General features: G+C 71.2%; 14 protein-coding genes. 8 read left to right on the forward strand and 6 right to left on the reverse strand.

Annotation, left to right across the window (positions count from 1 at the left end):
- Positions 1 to 36 precede the first annotated feature (36 nt).
- Positions 37 to 1359, forward strand: coding sequence for a methyltransferase, FxLD system (gene fxlM / locus BLU27_RS08660; RefSeq protein WP_157728344.1), 1323 nt, complete (start codon positions 37 to 39; stop codon positions 1357 to 1359).
- Between the two features lie 180 nt (positions 1360 to 1539).
- On the opposite strand, the gene BLU27_RS08665 is transcribed toward fxlM, so the two are convergent.
- Together BLU27_RS08665 and BLU27_RS08670 are read right to left on the reverse strand one after the other, a co-directional pair.
- Positions 1540 to 4860: a glycoside hydrolase family 2 TIM barrel-domain containing protein gene (locus BLU27_RS08665; RefSeq protein ID WP_092652234.1), complete on the reverse strand. Its 3321-nt coding sequence runs from the start codon at positions 4858 to 4860 to the stop codon at positions 1540 to 1542.
- 143 nt (positions 4861 to 5003) lie between these two features.
- Complete coding sequence (locus tag BLU27_RS08670; RefSeq protein ID WP_092652236.1) at positions 5004 to 5777, reverse strand: dienelactone hydrolase family protein; 774 nt, start codon at positions 5775 to 5777, stop codon at positions 5004 to 5006.
- Positions 5778 to 5866: 89 nt separating this feature from the next.
- Here BLU27_RS08670 and BLU27_RS08675 point away from each other — a divergent pair, with 89 nt between their 5' ends.
- Genes BLU27_RS08675 through BLU27_RS08685 form a run of 3 tightly spaced genes read left to right on the forward strand, consistent with a single transcriptional unit; the run spans position 5867 to position 8689 of the window.
- Entirely contained in the window at positions 5867 to 6991 is a 1125-nt protein-coding gene (locus tag BLU27_RS08675; RefSeq protein WP_092652238.1) for an NAD(P) transhydrogenase subunit alpha, read from the forward strand.
- A complete protein-coding gene (locus BLU27_RS08680) occupies positions 6991 to 7311 on the forward strand; it encodes an NAD(P) transhydrogenase subunit alpha part 2 (protein ID WP_092652240.1) in 321 nt (106 codons plus the stop codon). The genes BLU27_RS08675 and BLU27_RS08680 overlap by 1 nt, the downstream gene beginning before the upstream one ends.
- Positions 7304 to 8689 (forward strand): NAD(P)(+) transhydrogenase (Re/Si-specific) subunit beta, encoded by a 1386-nt coding sequence (locus BLU27_RS08685; protein WP_092652242.1) that lies wholly within the window; start codon positions 7304 to 7306, stop codon positions 8687 to 8689. The genes BLU27_RS08680 and BLU27_RS08685 overlap by 8 nt, the downstream gene beginning before the upstream one ends.
- 55 nt (positions 8690 to 8744) lie before the next feature.
- Here the strand turns inward: BLU27_RS08685 and BLU27_RS08690 are convergent, their stop codons facing one another.
- Entirely contained in the window at positions 8745 to 10544 is a 1800-nt protein-coding gene (locus BLU27_RS08690) for an HNH endonuclease signature motif containing protein (protein WP_092652244.1), read from the reverse strand.
- A gap of 371 nt (positions 10545 to 10915) precedes the next feature.
- Entirely contained in the window at positions 10916 to 11467 is a 552-nt protein-coding gene (locus BLU27_RS08695) for a cysteine hydrolase family protein (protein ID WP_092652246.1), read from the reverse strand.
- A gap of 143 nt (positions 11468 to 11610) precedes the next feature.
- Here BLU27_RS08695 and BLU27_RS08700 point away from each other — a divergent pair, with 143 nt between their 5' ends.
- Entirely contained in the window at positions 11611 to 12645 is a 1035-nt protein-coding gene (locus tag BLU27_RS08700) for an ABC transporter ATP-binding protein (protein WP_092652248.1), read from the forward strand.
- Positions 12642 to 13406, forward strand: a complete 765-nt coding sequence (locus tag BLU27_RS08705; protein ID WP_092652250.1) for an ABC transporter permease — start codon at positions 12642 to 12644, stop codon at positions 13404 to 13406. Before BLU27_RS08700 ends, BLU27_RS08705 begins: the two co-directional genes overlap by 4 nt.
- Before the next feature lie 69 nt (positions 13407 to 13475).
- Here BLU27_RS08705 and BLU27_RS08710 read toward each other — a convergent pair whose 3' ends face one another.
- Both BLU27_RS08710 and upp read right to left on the reverse strand, forming a co-directional pair.
- Positions 13476 to 15002, reverse strand: coding sequence for a glycosyltransferase family 2 protein (locus tag BLU27_RS08710; RefSeq protein WP_092652252.1), 1527 nt, complete (start codon positions 15000 to 15002; stop codon positions 13476 to 13478).
- Positions 15003 to 15155: 153 nt separating this feature from the next.
- Positions 15156 to 15797, reverse strand: a complete 642-nt coding sequence (upp, locus tag BLU27_RS08715; protein ID WP_092652254.1) for a uracil phosphoribosyltransferase — start codon at positions 15795 to 15797, stop codon at positions 15156 to 15158.
- 388 nt (positions 15798 to 16185) lie between these two features.
- Between upp and BLU27_RS28900 the strand changes: the two genes are divergently transcribed.
- Both BLU27_RS28900 and BLU27_RS08720 read left to right on the forward strand, forming a co-directional pair.
- Positions 16186 to 16434, forward strand: coding sequence for a hypothetical protein (locus BLU27_RS28900; protein ID WP_157728350.1), 249 nt, complete (start codon positions 16186 to 16188; stop codon positions 16432 to 16434).
- Between the two features lie 244 nt (positions 16435 to 16678).
- The gene (locus BLU27_RS08720; RefSeq protein WP_092657403.1) at positions 16679 to 17173 is read left to right on the forward strand and encodes a tRNA adenosine deaminase-associated protein; all 495 of its coding nucleotides are present in this window, start codon (positions 16679 to 16681) and stop codon (positions 17171 to 17173) included.
- The last annotated feature ends 46 nt before the right edge of the window (positions 17174 to 17219 follow it).

Raw genomic sequence — 17219 nt, forward strand, 5'->3', positions numbered from 1 at the left:
TGAGGTGGGGCTGAGTGGCAGAGGTGGGTGGGCTGAGTGACTGTCAAGCCGGACTTGCGCGCGCTGCGGGACGCGCTCGTCGCCGACCTGCGGGCGCGCGACGTGCTGCACGACGCAGCGGTGGCGGACGCGCTGGCGACGGTGCCGCGGCACCTCTTCCTGCCCGGCGTACCACCCGCCGAGGCGTACGTCGACGAGGCGGTGGTCACCCGCCGGGACGCCGAGGGTACGGCGACGAGTTCGTCCTCGCAACCGGCGATCATGGCGATCATGCTGGAGCAGCTGGACGTGCGGCCCGGCCACCGGGTGCTGGAGATCGGCGCCGGCACCGGCTACAACGCCGCCCTGCTCGCGCACCTCGTCGGCCCGGCCGGCAGTGTCACGACGATCGACCTGCAGCCCGACGTGGCTGATGCGGCCCTGGCCGCCCTGGCGGCGGCGGGATACGGGCAGGTGCGCGTGGTGTGCGGCGACGGTGCGCTGGGCGTGCCCGACGGTGCGCCGTACGACCGGATGATCGTCACCGCCGGCGCATGGGATCTGCCACCGGCGTGGTTCGAGCAACTCGCGGTTGACGGCCGGCTGGTGGTGCCGTTCGACCTGCGTGGCGTGATGCGGTCGATCGCGTTCGAGCGGCTCGGTCCGGACGGCTCGGCCGGCGGACCCGCCGGACCGCGGTGGCGCAGCCGGTCGGCGCACACCTGCGGCTTCATGCCGCTGCGCGGCCTGGCCGCCGGGCCGGGGCGGCGGCTCCGGATCGGGGAGGGCGACGCCGGCGTCTCGTTGTCGGTCGACGGCGAGCGGGAGATCGACGCCGACCGGCTGGCCGCGGCGCTGACCGCACCACCGGTCGAGTTCGCGACCGGACTGGACCTGACCACACCACAACTCGTGGACGGCCTCTTCTGCTGGCTCGCGCTCACCGAGCCGGACAGCTGCGGATTGCACGCCGGCGCCGAAGCGGTCGAACGCGGGCCCGTGGAGTTCCCGGTCGTCTACGGCGGTCCGTCCGGTCCGTCGGCCGCGATCGGCTCCGGGCTCGTGGCCGGCGCAAGTGCCGCGCTGCTGGCGAGGCCGCGTACCGAGGACCGGTCGGCGGTGGCGCCGCTGGTGGTCCGGGGTTACGGCGTCGACGGGTCCGCTCTGGCCACCCGGCTGGTGGCCGCCGCCCGGGCGTGGCACGACGCCGGCCGCCCCGGCAGTGCGGACATGCGGGTGGAGGTTCTGCCGCTCCCCGAAGGCGCGGGCGACGGCGCCGACGACACCGGTGCGTACGACGGAAGGTACGTCGTCGACAAACGGTACGTGCGGGTGCTGGTGTCCTGGCCCAGGACAGCGGCGTCCAGCCGGTGTCGTTAGGCGACGTCAACGATCCGTGAACACCGGCGGTCTTCGAGGAGAAGTTGACCAACCCGTGGAACCGCGTTCTACGTCACCACTTCGACTGGCGCCCCAGCGCAGCGGCGGCCCGACCCCGAGGAGTCGGACCGCCGCTTCGCTCGTGCTGACCAGACCACGACCAGGTGGTCAGCCGATCGTTCAGACCGCCCGGTGCACCTGCGCCGCGTCGTCGTCCGCGCGCAGCGGGACCAGCCGGTAGGCCAGGTCGTACGACGTACCCGACGGCACGTGGTAGACCTCCAGCGCGTCCGGCCCGCAGCTCGCGCCGCCCAGCCCGCGCTGGCGTACGTCGACGGTGAGGTAGGTGACGTCGTCGCGTACCAGATCGGCGGTGTGCCGCGCCGTGCCGAGCGTCCGCGCGGAGTAGTGCGACACCCCGGCCTCCACCGGCGTCGGCGCGCTCACGAGCAACCCGGCGCCGTCGGCCCGGCGCAGGGAGAGCCAGCGCACGTCGGTCTTGTTGCCGTGCTCCTGCGGCAGGATGTACGGCACGTACTGCTCGTCCACCGTCCCCGACCAGCGGCCCACCGCCGCGCCGGCCTTGCGGTCGACGTAGCTCTCGTGCGGCCCGCGGCCGAACCACTCCACCTGCTCGAAGCCCGCCGGCACGGTGGCGAGCACGCCCATGCGCGGCAGGTCGGGCAGGCCCGCGCCGACCTCGATGTGGTGGCTCGCGGTCAGGCTGCCGTCTGCGCCGATCTCCCACCGGGCCTCGTGCACGAGGCCGTTGTCCTCGGCCTCCTTGCCGCCGTCGGGGGTGAGCCGCTCGACCCGGCTGACCACGACGCCGCCGTCCTTGCCGGACTCCACCCGGACGGACTCGGTGTTCGTGACCAGGTGGTCCAGGCCGGCGTCCAGCCAGCGGAAGTACGCCTGGTGGCCGCGCTGCCAGGGGTTCTCGTCCAGCCGGATGCCGTCGTTGTCGGTCGGCGCCCGCCAGGTGTTGACCACCGGGCCGGACTCCAGCAGGTCCACGCCGTCCACCCGCCACTCGGTGAGCGCGCCGTCGGCCCGGCGTACGACGACCTCCACCCGGTCACCGCGAACGGTCCAGCCGTCCCCGGACTCCTCGACCGCCAGGCCGGACCCGGCAGCGGCTGCCGTCTCGCCTGGTGCCGAGGCCGCCGGACCGGTGCCGATCGGCAGCTGGACCCAGCCCACCTCGTGGTCGGGGCCGGCCAGCGGCACGTCGTCGGCGTGGAACCGCAGCGTGCCGTACGCCTCCTGACCCGGGCCGAGGTCCGGCCGCGTCCACGGCACGGCGACCTCCTCCTCCGCGCCCGGCGCGGTGGACAGCCCCGGCAGCGTGCCGGACTCCACCACCGTGCCGTCCACGGTGACCTCCCAGGAGATCCGCAGGTGGGACAGGTCGCGGAAGTCGTACTTGTTGCGCACGCGCAGCCGGTCGTCCCCGACCAGTGTCGCGTCGAACGGCTGGAACAGCCGCTTGGCCTCCCACATCGCCGGGTGCGGCGTCCGGTCGGGCCAGAACAGCCCGTCGCAGACGAAGTTGCCGTCGTGCGGGGTGTCGCCGAAGTCGCCGCCGTACGCCCAGTACCCCGGCTGGTCACCGGAGGAGAAGCCGGGCCGCGGGTCGTCGGGGCTCTTCGCGATGCCGTGGTCGAGCATCTCCCAGATGAACCCGCCCTGCAGGCCGTGGTAACCCTCGATCGCCGCCCAGTAGTCGGCCAGATTCCCGCAGCTGTTGCCCATCGCGTGCGCGTACTCGCACATGATCAGCGGCCGGTGGTCGGTGGTGGTCTTCGCCCACTCGACGATCCGGTCGATCGACGGGTACATCGGGCAGACAAGGTCCGAGGAGGGGTGGCCTGCCGACCAGTCCGGCGCGATCGCGCCCTCGTAGTGCACCACCCGGGTCGGGTCCACCCGGCGAACCCAGCCGGCGGCCGCGTCGTGGTTCGGGCCGTAACCGGACTCGTTGCCGAGGGACCAGGCGATCACGCTCGGGTGGTTGCGGTCGCGCAGCACCATCCGGCTCACCCGGTCGACGAACGCCGCCTGGTAGCGCGGGTCGTCGCAGATGGTGGTGTAGTTGGCGTGCGCCTCGATGTTCGCCTCGTCGACGACGTAGAAGCCGTGGATGTCGGCGAGCTCCAGGAAGTACGGGTCCGGCGGGTAGTGCGACGTGCGGACCGCGTTGACGTTGAACGCCTTCAGCACCCGGACGTCCTGCTCCACCGTCTCCTTCGGCACCGCGCTGCCGAACTTCTCGTGGTGCTCGTGCCGGTTGACGCCGCGGATGTAGACCGGGCGGCCGTTGACGAGGAGCTCACGGTCGCGGATCTCGACCGTACGGAAACCGGTGCGGACCCGGGTGGCCTCGACCTCGTTGCCGTCGGGGTCGACCAGGCTCACCAGGACGGTGTAGAGCGTGGGGACCTCCGCCGACCAGGGTGAGACCGAGGGCAGATCCGCGGCGAGGGTGACCACGCCGAGGCCGGGCAGGTCACCGGCGCGCGCGGCGGGTTCGCCGGTCAGCGGCTGCGCGAGGGCCGGCCCGCCGTCGGGGGCGTCGAGGGTCGCGGTGACCTTCCAGCCGGGGCCGGGCAGCTGGCCCACCTCGGCCTTGACCGTGAGGGTTCCCGCGCCTGTGGTGTGGTCGTAGCCGGCGGTGACCGCCACGTCGGCCAGGTAGGTCGCCTCGGTCGCGTAGAGGTAGACCGACCGGTGGATGCCGGCCTGCCACCACTGGTCCTGGTCCTCGACGTAGCTCGCGTCCGACCACTGGATGACCTGCACGGCGAGGGAGTTGGCGCCGGGGCGCAGTGCCGCCGTCACGTCGTACTCGCTGGGCAGCCGGGAGTCCTTGCCGATGCCCACCGGGACGCCGTTCACCCAGATCGAGGACACCGAGATCGCGCCGCCGACGTGCAGGACGACGCGGGAGCCGTCCCAACCCTCGGGCAGGTCGAACGTCGTCCGGTAGAGCCCGGTCGGGTTGGCCGCGGGTACGTACGGTGGCCGGTTGGGCGCGAACGGCATCTGGACGTTGGTGTACTGCGGGCGGCCGTGGCCCTGCATCGTCCAGTTGCCAGGCACCGCCACCGTGTCCCACCCGGAGACGTCCAGGTCAGCGGCGGGGAAGTCGGCCGGGGTGTCCTCGGGGCGGTCGACGACCCTGAGTGCCCAGTCGCCGTCCAGCGACAGCACCCGGGCGCCGGTCTGGGCGCGGGCCTGCTCCGCGGTCGGGTAGGGGAGCAGGGTCGCGCGGCCGGGCAGCCGGTTCGCGCCGGTGAACTCCGGCGTCTCCCACACCCGGAGCGCGCCGAGCGCGTCGGCGCCCGTTGCCGGGCCGGCGCCGGTCGCATTGGCGCCGGTCGCATTGGCGCCGGTCGCATTGGCGCCGGTCGCATTGGCGCCGGTCGCATTGGCGCCGGTCGGTTGGTCGCCGGTGGTGGTGTGGGCGTCGGGCCGCCCGGTCGGATCGTTCGCAGCCATGGGTGGCCCTCCTGGGTGGGATCGTTCTCAGACCACCGTAAGGCCACCTTCGCAAGCGGTGGAAAGCGCCTGCCCGCCAGCTGAACTCCGACCTTCCGCCGTCCCGCCCGCCCGGTGGGGCGGACAGACGGCTCCTCGCGCGGTCAGGCGGGCCGGGGGCCGGAGCGGGTGGCGATGAACTCCCGCACCCTGGTCCACGCGTCGGCGCACTCGGCCGCGTAGTCGTCGAAGCTGCGGTCGAAGAAGCTGTGCGGCGCGCCCGGATAGGTGTGCAGCGTGTGCTCCACCCCGGCGGACTCCAGCGCGGCCCGGAACTCCTCGACCTTCTCCGGCGGGATGCTCTCGTCCGCTCCGCCGAACAGGCCGAGCACCGGAGCCTTGTACTGCGCGGCCTCGCTGATCGGCGTCGGCCCGCCCTCGACCCGCTGGCGCATGCCGCCGTAGAAGCCGACCACGCCGGCGAGGTCGGTGCGCGACGCGGCGAGGAAGGAGTACGACCCGCCGAAGCAGAAGCCGACGGTGAAGACGGAGGTCACCCGGCCACGGGTCCGCAGCCGGTCGACCGCGGCGCCGACGTCGGCCGCGACCGATTCCGGTGTCGTACGGGCGACGTGGGAGCGGAAGTCGAAGTCGTCACCGCGCGCGTGCGGCGGCTGTTCGGCCGTACGACCGAAGTAGTCGATGGCAATTGCGTCGATGCCCACGCCTGCGAAGCGTTCGGCGAGGTTCTCGTAGAACCCGAACAGACCGCGCACGTCCGGCATCACCACCACACCGGCCCCACTGGACGCGGGTGCGTCCGCCTCGTACGCGCCGAACGTGGCGCCGTCGGCGGCGGTCAGCGTGATGCTGGAGCCGGTGACCGGCTCGGCACCGCCGGGCGGTTCGGGGGGCAGGGCGTCCGCGGCGAAGCACATGGGGCGCTCCTTTCGTCGGTGAGGTACCGCTGTCCGGGCACGGCTCCGAACCTACCTCCGCGTCCGAGGGTGCCGTATGGTGGCCGCCCGTGAGGATAGCCGTACTTCGGGAACGCAGGACCGGTGAACGCCGCGTTGCGCTGCTGCCGGAGCAGCTTCCCCGGCTGCTGGCGGCGGGCGTCGAGGTCTCGGTGGAGTCCGGCGCCGGCAACGAGGCGGGCGCCACCGACGACGACTACCGTGCGGTGGGTGCGCAGGTGAGCGAGGACGTGCTCACCGGCGCCGACGTCGTGGTGTCGGTGCAGCCGATCAACCTCAGTACCGCCCGCCAGATCGGCGAGGGTGTGGTGACGGTGTCGTTCCTGCCGACGGCGGAGGAGGTCCCGCTCGTCCGCCGGCTGCGCGAGCGCCGCATCACGTCGTTCTCCATGGACCTCGTGCCGCGCACCGCCCGGGCGCAGCCGATGGACGCGTTGTCGTCGCAGTCGATGGTCGCGGGCTACCGCGGTGCGATCGTGGCGGCCGAACGTCTGCAGCGCTTCTTCCCGTTGTTCATGACGGCTGCCGGTACGGTGCGGCCGGCGACGGTGCTGGTGCTCGGCGCCGGGGTCGCCGGGCTGCAGGCGATCGCCACCGCGCGCCGGCTCGGTGCGGTGGTGGAGGCCTACGACGTACGCGAGAGTTCGGCGGAGGAGGTGGCGAGCGTCGGCGGGAAGTTCGTGCAACTCGACCTGCCGCCACTCGCCGGGGCCGGGGGCTACGCGCGGGAGATGACCGAGGAACGCGCCACCCGGCAGCGGGAGCTGCTCGCCCCGCACGTCGCGGCCGCCGACGTGCTGATCACCACCGCGGCAGTGCCCGGCCGGACCGCGCCGGTGCTCGTCACCACCGACATGGTCGCCGGAATGCGCGCAGGGTCGGTGGTGGTCGACCTGGCCGCCGACCAGGGCGGGAACGTCGAGGGCAGCATCCCCGGGCACGAGGTGATGGTCGAGGGCGTGCTGGTCTGGGGTGGTTCGAACGTGCCCAGTCAGCTGCCGCGACCGGCCAGCGAACTCTACGGACACAACGTGGTCAACGTGCTGTTGCTGATGCTGCGTGTCGGCGCTCTGCATCTGGACTTCGGTGATGACATCCTGTCCGCCACCTGCGTGACCCACGCGGGTGAGGTGGTCCACCGACCGACGCTCGAACTCCTCGGGGAGGTGGGGTAGTGACCGAGGGAGTCGCTCTGCTGACCGTCTTCGTGCTCAGCGCGTTCACTGGGTACGAGGTCATCTCGAAGGTTTCCACGACGTTGCACACGCCGTTGATGTCGGGTGCGAACGCGATCCACGGCATCATCCTGATCGGGGCGATCCTGGTGACCGGCCGGGCCCGCGACACCGTGGAGCTGTGGGTCGGACTGGTGGCGGTGTTCCTCGCGACCCTGAACCTCGTGGGCGGTTTCGTGGTGACCGACCGGATGCTGGAGATGTTCCGTGCCCGGACTCCTGCCCGGACTCCTGCCCGGACCCCCAGGCGCCATGGCTGATCCCACGACGACGCCCGGGTGGGCGCAGATCGGCTACCTCGTCGCGGCGGTGTGCTTCATCCTCGCCCTTCGCGGGCTGGCCGCACCGCGCACGTCGCGGATCGGCAACCTCGTCGGAGCCGCCGGTGCGGTGCTGGCGGTGGCCCTGACGTTCGCCGCCGTACGTCCCGCCCATCTCCTTCCGATCCTGGTCGCCATCGCCCTCGGAGCCGCGGTGGGGGCAGTCGCCGCCCGCCGGGTGGTGATGACGGCGATGCCGCAACTGGTGGCGTTGTTCAACGGCGTCGGCGGCGCGTCGGCCGCCCTGGTGGCGCTGCTCGAACTCGGCGGGTTCGCCGACGCCGGCGTGGGTGTCCGGATCGCGGTGGCGTTCACGGTGCTGGTTGGCGCCGTGAGCTTCGCGGGTTCGCTGGTGACCTTCGGCAAGCTGCAGGACTGGGTGCCCGGCCGGCCGATCGTCGTACCCCACACCCGGCTGGTGTACGGCGGTGTTCTCGGCGCGACCCTTGCGGCGGCGGTGACCACCGTCGTGCTCGGGTCGGTGGTGTTCGGGATCGTGCTGGCGGTGCTGTCGCTCGGCGTGGGTGTGCTGCTGGTGTTGCCGGTCGGCGGCGCGGACGTCCCGATCGTCGTGTCGCTGCTCAACGCCTTCACCGGTCTGTCGGTGGCCGCGAGCGGGTACCTGCTGGGCAACGCGTTGCTGCTGGTGGCAGGCACCCTCGTCGGCGCGGCCGGCACGTTGCTGACCAGGCTGATGGCCCAGGCGATGGGCCGCAGCGTGACGACGATCCTGTTCGGTGGGCTCGCCGGCCCTTCGACGCAGGGTGCGACGGAGGAGAGCTCCCGGCCGGTGAAGTCGGCCGGCGCCGGGGACATCGCGGTGATGCTGGGGTACGCGCGCCGGGTGGTGCTGATCCCTGGATACGGACTGGCCGTCGCGCAGGCGCAGCACGCGCTGCGCGAACTCGCCGAGGCCTTGGCCGCGCGCGACGTCGAGGTCGTGTACGCCATCCATCCGGTGGCGGGCCGGATGCCCGGCCACATGAACGTGCTGCTCGCCGAGGCCGACGTGCCGTACGACCAGTTGGTGGAGATGGCCGACGTCAACCCGGAGTTCCGGGCCACCGACGTGGCGCTCGTCGTCGGCGCGAACGACGTGGTGAACCCGTCCGCGCGGGAGCCGTTCGGTTCGCCCATCGCGGGCATGCCGATCCTGAACGCCGACGAGGCCAAGGCCGTGGTGTTCCTGAAGCGATCGATGCGGCCGGGGTTCGCCGGCATCGAGAACCCCCTGTTGCACGACCCGAAGACGACCGTGCTCTTCGGCGACGCAAAGGAGTCGTTGACGAGGCTGGTCGCCGCGCTGCGCGCGGTGTGAGCCACGGCTGTACCCCGCTCCCCGTGCGGTACCTGCTGGGGCGGCGCCTACGCCCCTATGGCCGGCGTACTTTCTGTTGCGGGTCCACCCATTCGGGTGGGGTGTATTCGGGGTGGCCGTGGTTGCCCATGCGGACTTGCCAGCCTTTGTGGTGGACGTAGGTGTGGTGGGTTTTGCAGAGCAGTACTCCGTTGGCGAGGTCGGTGGGGCCGAAGTCTTCCCAGGCGGTGATGTGGTGGGCGATGCAGCGGCGTTCGGGGACGTGGCAGCCGGGGAAGTGGCAGTGGCTTCCGTCGCGGATGGCGAGGGCTCGTCGTTGTGGTTCGGTGAAGAACCGGTCGGCCGTTCCGATGTCGAGGATTTCGCCGTTGCCGCCGAGGACGACGGGGATGATGTTGGCGTCGCAGGCCATGCGGCGGATGGTGGCGACGGAGAGTGGTTCTCCGCGCAGGCCGAGGATCCGGGCCGATCCGCCGCCGCCGCACTTGGTGCAGCCGTCGTGGGGATCGATGGGTTCGTCAGGGTTGATGGGGTCGTCAGGGTCGATGGCAGCCTCCGGCGCCGCCGCTCCATCCTCAGGTTCGGCGTACTTGTCCGCGTCTTCGTCCGGATCACCGAAGTGTGGTTGGGGAATTGCTTCGGGTCCGTGTCCCGGTCCGGCACCTGGATCCGGTTCGGTTGCGGTGTTCTGTTGTGGCTGTTGCCCGGGTTCTCGCCGTCCGGGTATTCGCTCCGCGACAGCGGCCGGATTGTTCTTGGTGGGCTTGAAGTTGGGGGTGCCCGTCGTGCCAGCGGTATCCGTGCCGCCGTCGCTCTGCGCGCCGTTGGACTGCGCGCCGTCGCTTTGCCTGCCGTCGCTTTGTTTCCGGTTCTTTCGCTTGGCCTGGCGTGTGGCGTCGGGGGTTTGGCAGCCGCAGGGGATGGGGCGGACGGGGGTGGTGTCGTCGATGGTGCCGAACCCGGTGCCTTGTAGGAGTTGGTCCAGGCCGATGGTGACGGTGACGCAGTCGCGTCCGCGGCCGCGGTTCGGCGACGCCTGCCACTCGGCCATCCTGGCCACGAGTTCGGCGAACGCGTCCCCACGTTTTTGGTCAAGGGGACGTTCCTCGGGTTCGGGGCGGGTATCTGCGGCGATCAGCGCCTCGATGATCTTGCGGAGAGTGTCCATCTCCAGCACCGGCAGTTTGACGATCATGGTTTCGGACCCGGGGATCCCGTTGGGCAGGTATTTCAGGGAGCGTTTGCGTTCGGCGGCGCGTTCGGCGGCGTCGAGTTCCTCACCCAGCCGCCGTTCCCATTCCTCCGGGGCGAGCACCAGCAGCAGGTGCCGCCCCAGCAGCCGCACATCGTCGGGGTTACGCCGCCGGGATTCGTCGATCAGGTACTCCTCGCCCTGCACCCGTTGTTCCAGGCTGATCCAGGTGGGCAGGTCCTTGATCGCGGCGGCGATCACCTGCGCGTGCCGAAACGACACCTCACCCCGCGCCAACGCCCGCGCCGTCAACGTGACCGTGCGGTCCAGGTCACGCGCCAGGGCCACGGCGGCGGAAGCATCGTTCTTCGACATCCGCTGCGCGGTCCGCAGCCACCCCGCCGTGGTCGGCGCACCGGTCGTCTTGGCGACGTCGCAGGCCTCGGCCCGGGCGACCATGGCCAGTTTCAGTGCGGACATCTTCGCCTCATCGGCCCGGTGCAGGTCGAACAACCGGCCGAGCTTCTCAGGGCGAAGCGACAGCATCGGCGCGGCCAGCGCGTCAGCGAGGATGGTGGCGACCTCGGCCAGCGCAGCCTCCAGCCGCTGCTCGGCGTCGGTGCCGCCATCCCAGCCCGAAGAGCCCTGCGCTGTCGAATACATGTTCGAAGTCTAGTGGCCGGCACCGCCATCAAGACCGTTGTCCACAAGGAGATCCCGATCCGCCACCTGTGGACAAAAACGTGGTCCGCACTCCTCGCAGACAGCGCCGACCATGCGGCGGGCGCGCCCTGGTCGCGACAGTTGCACGCGCTCACCGCTCGACGGAGAACGAAGTCGGTGTGCCTGGATCATCGTGCCGAGCCGGTCGATCTGCCGGCCCTACTCAGGACGCGCGTCGCCGGGACCGCCGTGCACACGTGGGCACACCGAACGACGCCGAGAACACTCGGACAACTGTCAATGGCAGCTTGCGGCTACCGACCTGCGCCTCTGCTGACAGTGACAGGTGGAGAACGGCGATGCGTGGAAGCTCAGCCGAAGTCGACGGAATCGGTGGTGACCGTGCCTGCCTGCCGGCCGGGAGCGGTGTGGTTCGCCCAGTAGAGGTTCGTGTGGTCGATCACCTTGTCGGGCGTGGGTGCGCCCCACTCGGAGAGGTCCTCGGTGGTGTGGGCGTCGCCGACCAACGTCACGTCGTACCCACGGACGATCCCTCCGTGAAGCGTGGAACGGATGCACTCGTCGGTCTGCGCGCCGGTGACGACGAGGCGCCCGATTCTCCGCTCGGCGAGCACGGTCTCGAGGTCGGTGTCCTCGAACGAGTCGGGATACCGCTTGTGCACGACCGGCTCGGAATCCTTCTGGGTGAGCTCCGGGACGTACTGCCAGCCGTCGCTGCCCATAGGCAGGTTGTCGGCCGAGTGCTGCACCCACACCACGGGGACGTTCTCGGACCTGGCCCGGTCCACGAGCGAGGCGATGTTGGCGACAACGGCGTCTCGGTTGTGGGCACCTCCGACGACGTCGTTCTGCACGTCGATCACCAGCAGCGCGGTGTGCGAGCGGTCGCTCAGGGTGGTCATGGCGCTCCTCGGCAGGTGGCAGCGTTCGGGGTGCGCTCACGGTATGCCCGTCCGCCGACAAGCAACACCGACCTACGAAAGTCGCATGCGGAGGCAACCGAACGCCGTGGTGTGCACCGTCGTGCCGTACCCAGACTGATCAGGTGACCAACGAGACCTGGACCACTCCCGGCGGGAACGCCGTCGTCGTGGCGGCCCTCCACAAGAGTTACGGCCCCGTGCACGCCGTCCGCGGTGTGAGCTTCGAGGTCCGTCACGGGGAGATCTTCGCCCTGCTCGGACCCAACGGGGCCGGCAAGTCGACCACCCTGGAGATCCTCGAAGGTTTCCGTACCCGCGACTCAGGCCACGTCGAGGTGCTCGGCATCGACCCCGGCGAGCGGTCGGGCGAGCGGGAGCTGAGAGAGCGGATCGGCCTTGTGCTGCAGGACGTCGCCGTGGAGCCGCACCTCACGGTACGCGAGACCATCGCTCGCGACGCGGGCTACTACCGCGCTCCGCGCGACGTGGACGAGGTGATCGGCCTGGTCGGTCTCACCGAGCAGAGGCGCCGGAAGGTCCGGTCGCTGTCCGGTGGTCAGAAGCGCCGGTTGGACCTCGCGCTCGGCATGATCGGCGACCCGAGCCTGCTGTTCCTCGACGAACCCACGACCGGCTTCGACCCCGCCGCCCGGCAGGGTGCCTGGGACCTCGTGCGTCGGTTGCGTGCGGCCGGAACGACCATCGTGCTCACCACCCACTACATGGAGGAGGCGCAGCAACTCGCCGACCGGCTGGCGGTGATCGCGGGCGGCCGGATCATCTCCGAGGGGACTCCCACGACGCTCGGAGGCCGGGACAGTGCCCGAGCCCGGGTGCGGTTCGCCCTGCCCGGCGGGTGGACGCTCGCCCGGATGCCGTTGGCGGCGGGGGAGTCGGTGTCCGGCCCGGACCGCGGCGGCCTGGTGGCCGTGGAGACCGCCGAGCCGACGGGGACGCTGCACCGGCTCACCGGCTGGGCACTCGCCGTGGGAGCGGTACTCGACGGCCTCACGGTCGAGCGCCCAAGCCTGGAGGACGTCTACCTCCGCCTCACCGGCGCGCCGGGCCAGAGCGCAGCCGAGCCCGACTCGCCCGCACCAGACTCGCCCGCACCCGACTCGTCGCCCGGCCCCGGCCTGGAGAGGAGCGCCCGATGAGCCGCGACCTCACGCTGCTGTGGCACCAGATCCGCTACGAGCAGCTGACGTTCTGGCGCAACCCGCAGAGCGCGTTCTTCACGTTCGCGTTTCCCGTCCTGATCATCACCGTGTTCGGCATGCTGTTCGGCGGCATCGGCTCGAGCGACTACTTCTTCGGGCTCACCGCCCTGCAGTACTACGTGGGCACCATCGCGGCGACCTCCGTGCTCGGGGCGTGCTACAGCCAGCTGGCGATCGTGCTGGCGACGCGGCGGCAGAACGGCCTGCTCAAACGGGTCCGGGCCACTCCGCTGCCGAGTGGGACCTACTTCCTCGGGTTGCTGGCGCACTGCGTCCTGGTGAGCGTCGTGGACGTCGTGCTCATCCTCGGTGTCGGCCGGGTGTTCGGCGTGCCGCTGCCCGGTCCGTCCCACTGGCCGGCGCTGGCGGTGACACTCGTGCTCGGCGCGGCCGCCTTCTGCGCACTGGGAGTCGGGGTGGCCTCGCTGATCCGCAATGCCGAGGCCGCACCCGCGGTGGTGCAGTTCGTACTCTTCCCGCTGGTGTTCGTGTCCGGCACGTACATGCCGATCCACGCGGACGTGATCAACCGGGTCGCGGACTTCCTGCCGGTACGGCCGTTCAACCAGGCGTTGCTCGCGGCGTTGGGCGGGGACGGCGGGTTCGGGTGGGCCGGCCTCGGCGTACTCGCCGCGTGGGGAGTCGCCGGTGCGCTGGTGGCCGTCCGGCGGTTCCACTGGGACCCCCGCCCGGAGTGAGCCCGCCCGGAGTGAGCCCGCCCGGAGTGAGCCCGCCCGGGGTCTCGCCAGTGCGCCCGGACCGGGGGATCAGGTCGCGGCGACCCGCACGCTGAGGTTGCCCAACGTGGTCCAGTGCGGCTCGACCAGCGTGCCCGTACCCACGACCTGGCTGGGGCAGGGCGGCTCGGTCTGGTAGAGGCTCGGCCGGGCGATCCGCCGCTGCACGTCCCAGCCGCAGCTCTCCGCTCGCACGAAGCAGTCCCACAACCCGTCTTCCAGTGGGCGCCCGGCCTTCGCGACGCGCGGGTCGAGCCGGGCCGTGCCGCGCAGCATGACCTGCTCGGCCTCGTCGGCGGTGTCGGGCACCAGGTGGCTGGTCGTCGGCAGCCGGTAGTCGCCGGAGTCGTTGCGGTTCTGTACGTACACGTCCAGCCGGCTGCGGCTGATCGCGGCGGTCACGTCGTAGGCGTCCTCGGGTACATCGACCCGCAGGGGCACCGGGGGTTGCCACAGCAGCCGCCCACCGAGCCGGCGGAAGGTCACCGGCCGTCCGTCGGCGTAGCTCAACCGTCCGCTGACCCGGATCAGCAGGTGTTCGCCATCCCAGTTGACGCGTTCCAGGGTCGGTACGACGGTCAGCTCGCGTTCGGCACGGGCCAGGCGGGCGATGTCGGCGTATGCGCCGGCACGCAGCAGTTGCGCCCGGACCCGCATCGACAGCGGCAGCCAGGCCTCCACGGCCGGGCCGAACCGCTCCTCGGCGAGCTTGCCGACCTCGCGGTAGAGGAGGTGCTGGCGGTACCGCACCGGCAGCCCGCCGAACGTCCGTCCGCCGAGCAGCCGGAGCATCTCCGCGTCGTACCAGTGCGCGTAGATCTGGTCGCGCTCGTCACCGGGAGCGGTGTGGCTGTCCACGACGTCGAGCACTCCACGCAGGGCGCGGTAGTACGCTCGCGGGTCGAACCGGCGGGAGGCCTGTTCACGTTCGGGCCGGCGGATCCAGTGGCAGCACACCTCGTCGGCGAGCACGCTGATCACCTTCGCCCGGAAGTACGCCTGTGCGACGAAAAGCTGGTCACCCAGCCAGGCCGCGCCCTCGGCGAACCGCAGGTGGTGCTCGGCCAGGAACGCCGCCCGGAACAGCATGTGCGGTGTCAGCAGCCCGAACAGCTGATCCTCCACCAGGTCGGCCTGGTCCCGGGAGGCCCGGAAGACGTGCCGGGAGACCGGACGGCCGCCGTGGCCGACCAGCTTCCCGATCACGACGTCGGCGTTCGTACGGGCAGCGGTGGCGCACATGCGTTCCAGCGCGTTCGGGGTGAGCCGGTCGTCGGGGTCGAGGAAGTAGACGTACTCGCCCTGAGCGCGTTCGATCCCGATGTTGCGCGGCCGGCCGGGTCCGCCGGTGTGGGCGGCCATGATGGCGCGCAGCGGCGGATGCAGCCGGCCGAGCTTCTCCAGCCGCTGGGCGGTCCCGTCGTGGGAGCCGTCGTCCACCATGAGGATCTCGTACTCACCGGACCCCAGGGACTGGCCCAGCAGCGACTCCAGGCAGGCGTCGAGGTCCGGCCCCAGGTTGTGCACCGGCACGACGACGCTGACCTTCACGCCCATGGGAATCCCCCCATGCCGTCAGCATGGGCCGGACGTCCCGCCGACAAACCTGTGGACGGGTAAGGGACGGGTAACCGTCAGGGTTCGCTCGACAGCCCGGTCGGGCAGTTCAGCCGGGCGGCCCGGTCGGCCCGTGCGCCCGGGCGGGCTCGGTCAGCCGGCGATGCCGTACAGCCGGTCGCCCGCGTCGCCGAGCCCGGGGACGATGAAGCCGTGCTCGTTGAGGTGGTCGTCCACCGCGGCGGTGACGACCGTGACGGGGATCCCCACCGAGTCGAGCTCGCGTTCCAGGAAGCGGAGGCCCTCCGGGGCGGCGAGCAGGCACACCGCCGTGATGTGGTCGGCGCCCCGCTCGACCAGGAAGCGCACGGAGTCCGCGAGCGTCCCGCCGGTGGCCAGCATCGGGTCGAGCACGTAGCACTGCCGGCCGGACAGATCCTCGGGGATCCGCTGGGCGTACGTCGAGGCCTTCAGCGTGTGCTCGTCGCGGACCATGCCGAGGAAGCCGACCTCGGCGGTGGGCAGCAGCCGCACCATGCCCTCCAGCATCCCGAGCCCGGCCCGCAGGATCGGCACGACCAGCGGCTTGGGCGCCGCCAGCTTGACCCCCGCCGCCTCGGCCACCGGAGTGGGGACGGTCACCGGCTCGGTCCGGACGTCCCGGGTGGCCTCGTACGCGAGCAGGGTGACCAGCTCGTCGGTGAGCAGCCGGAACGTCGGCGAGTCGGTACCGGCGTCGCGCAACACAGTGAGTTTGTGCGCGATCAGAGGGTGGTCGGCGACGTGGATCCGCATGGGCGTGACCCTAGGCCATCCCGGCGCGGAGCCGGAGCCGCGGTGGAGCGGTGGTGGAGCCGGGCAGGTGTGCCGTATGTCCCGTCCATATGGGAGTTCCCGTACGCCGAACCCGCACCGTGAACGCGCCCTCTCGGAGAGCCAGCGAACCGCTCCGTGAACGCGTTGACGGCGTAAAAAGTGCGAACTCCGGCTGAAAATTCCGGCCATAGACATTGCTCCGGTCCCAGGACAAGGTCCACCTTTGGGGAGTCAGGTCGTGGGGTCGCCCGAACCCGACTGGTGGCCCCTTCATCAGAGCGGGGATCGTCTTGGATCGGCGGTCATGGTGATGAACGCAGCACAGAGACGGCAGTCGGACTCGCCTCTCCACGCGTCGGCCACAAGCGTGGCCCGCAGCGGTTGGGCCTCGCCCCCCACGCAGGCCACGAGCCCTCCCGGTGACCGCCCTTCGGCCTCCTCGGCCTCCTCCGGCGGCGAGCCGGCGGACCCGCGCCCGCTCACCGAACGCGAATGGGAACGCCTGCGTCGCCGGGCCGCGCTGCTGCGTGACCTGGCCGAGGCCAAGGACCTCCCTTACGCCATGCGGGCCAGCCAGCTCCGCCGCCGTCGCAAAGCCCTCCGCCGCGCGCTCTGAGGCGTACCTCAGGCGTACGTCCGATCAAGGCGTACACAGCTGTGCGCGTATGTCCAGCCGGCCCGCCGGCCGGCCCGCCGGGAGGCGTGAACCGGTGCCCTGACCGGCGCCGAGTATCCCGACCTGGGCATGGCGGTCCCGGTTGGATGGAACTTCGGTAGAACTTCGGCGAAAGGCACGGATCGGGCGAACAAAGGCTGGGAAAGCCGGTGCATTTTCCCGCGGGTCTGCCACCATGCCCTACATGGCCGAGGACAGCAGCACGGCGATCGACTTCGCGGTGGTCACCTACCTCGAGGAGGGCTGCTGGCGGGCGTCGTCACTGGCGACCACCGCGGCGCGCGACCTCGACACGTTGGTGCGCACGCTGCGCCAGATGCAGGGCGACATCGGCTGCATCGGCTCGGTCTCGGTCGACGACGACTTCTTCATCCTGGTCCGGGTCGTGGGGGACGAGGTGCGCTACCTCCTCTCCGACGTGACCGCGGCGACCGACTGGCCGCTGGCCCGGGAGGTCCTCGACGAGCTGGCCCTGCCGGTTCCCATCGAGGACGACGAGGAGCAGGCACAGCCCGCGGGCGACCTGACCATCGTGGCCGACCTCGGCATGGCCGCGATGGAGATGGGCGCCCTGTGCGACGACCTCGACCTCTACCCCGACGAGATGTTGTCCAAAATCGCCGAGCGTCTCGGGTACGGGCCGGCGTTCCAGCGGGCGGTCGAGGCCTCGGTCGGCTGACCATGCCGGCCGACCGGCACCGTCCTGGATCGCGACCCGTAGGTTT

The organism is Actinopolymorpha singaporensis (assembly GCF_900104745.1).
Taxonomy (GTDB): Bacteria; Actinomycetota; Actinomycetes; order Propionibacteriales; family Actinopolymorphaceae; genus Actinopolymorpha; species Actinopolymorpha singaporensis.

Bases quoted from the DNA above. Each gene is read 5' to 3' on its own strand.
- BLU27_RS08665 (WP_092652234.1), bottom strand. From the start codon at position 4,860: ATGGCTGCGAACGATCCGACCGGGCGGCCCGACGCCCACACCACCACC.
- BLU27_RS08670 (WP_092652236.1), bottom strand. From the start codon at position 5,777: ATGTGCTTCGCCGCGGACGCCCTGCCCCCCGAACCGCCCGGCGGTGCC.
- BLU27_RS08685 (WP_092652242.1), top strand. From the start codon at position 7,304: ATGGCTGATCCCACGACGACGCCCGGGTGGGCGCAGATCGGCTACCTC.
- BLU27_RS08690 (WP_092652244.1), bottom strand. From the start codon at position 10,544: ATGTATTCGACAGCGCAGGGCTCTTCGGGCTGGGATGGCGGCACCGAC.
- BLU27_RS08695 (WP_092652246.1), bottom strand. From the start codon at position 11,467: ATGACCACCCTGAGCGACCGCTCGCACACCGCGCTGCTGGTGATCGAC.
- BLU27_RS08705 (WP_092652250.1), top strand. From the start codon at position 12,642: ATGAGCCGCGACCTCACGCTGCTGTGGCACCAGATCCGCTACGAGCAG.
- BLU27_RS08710 (WP_092652252.1), bottom strand. From the start codon at position 15,002: ATGGGCGTGAAGGTCAGCGTCGTCGTGCCGGTGCACAACCTGGGGCCG.
- upp (WP_092652254.1), bottom strand. From the start codon at position 15,797: ATGCGGATCCACGTCGCCGACCACCCTCTGATCGCGCACAAACTCACT.
- BLU27_RS08720 (WP_092657403.1), top strand. From the start codon at position 16,679: ATGGCCGAGGACAGCAGCACGGCGATCGACTTCGCGGTGGTCACCTAC.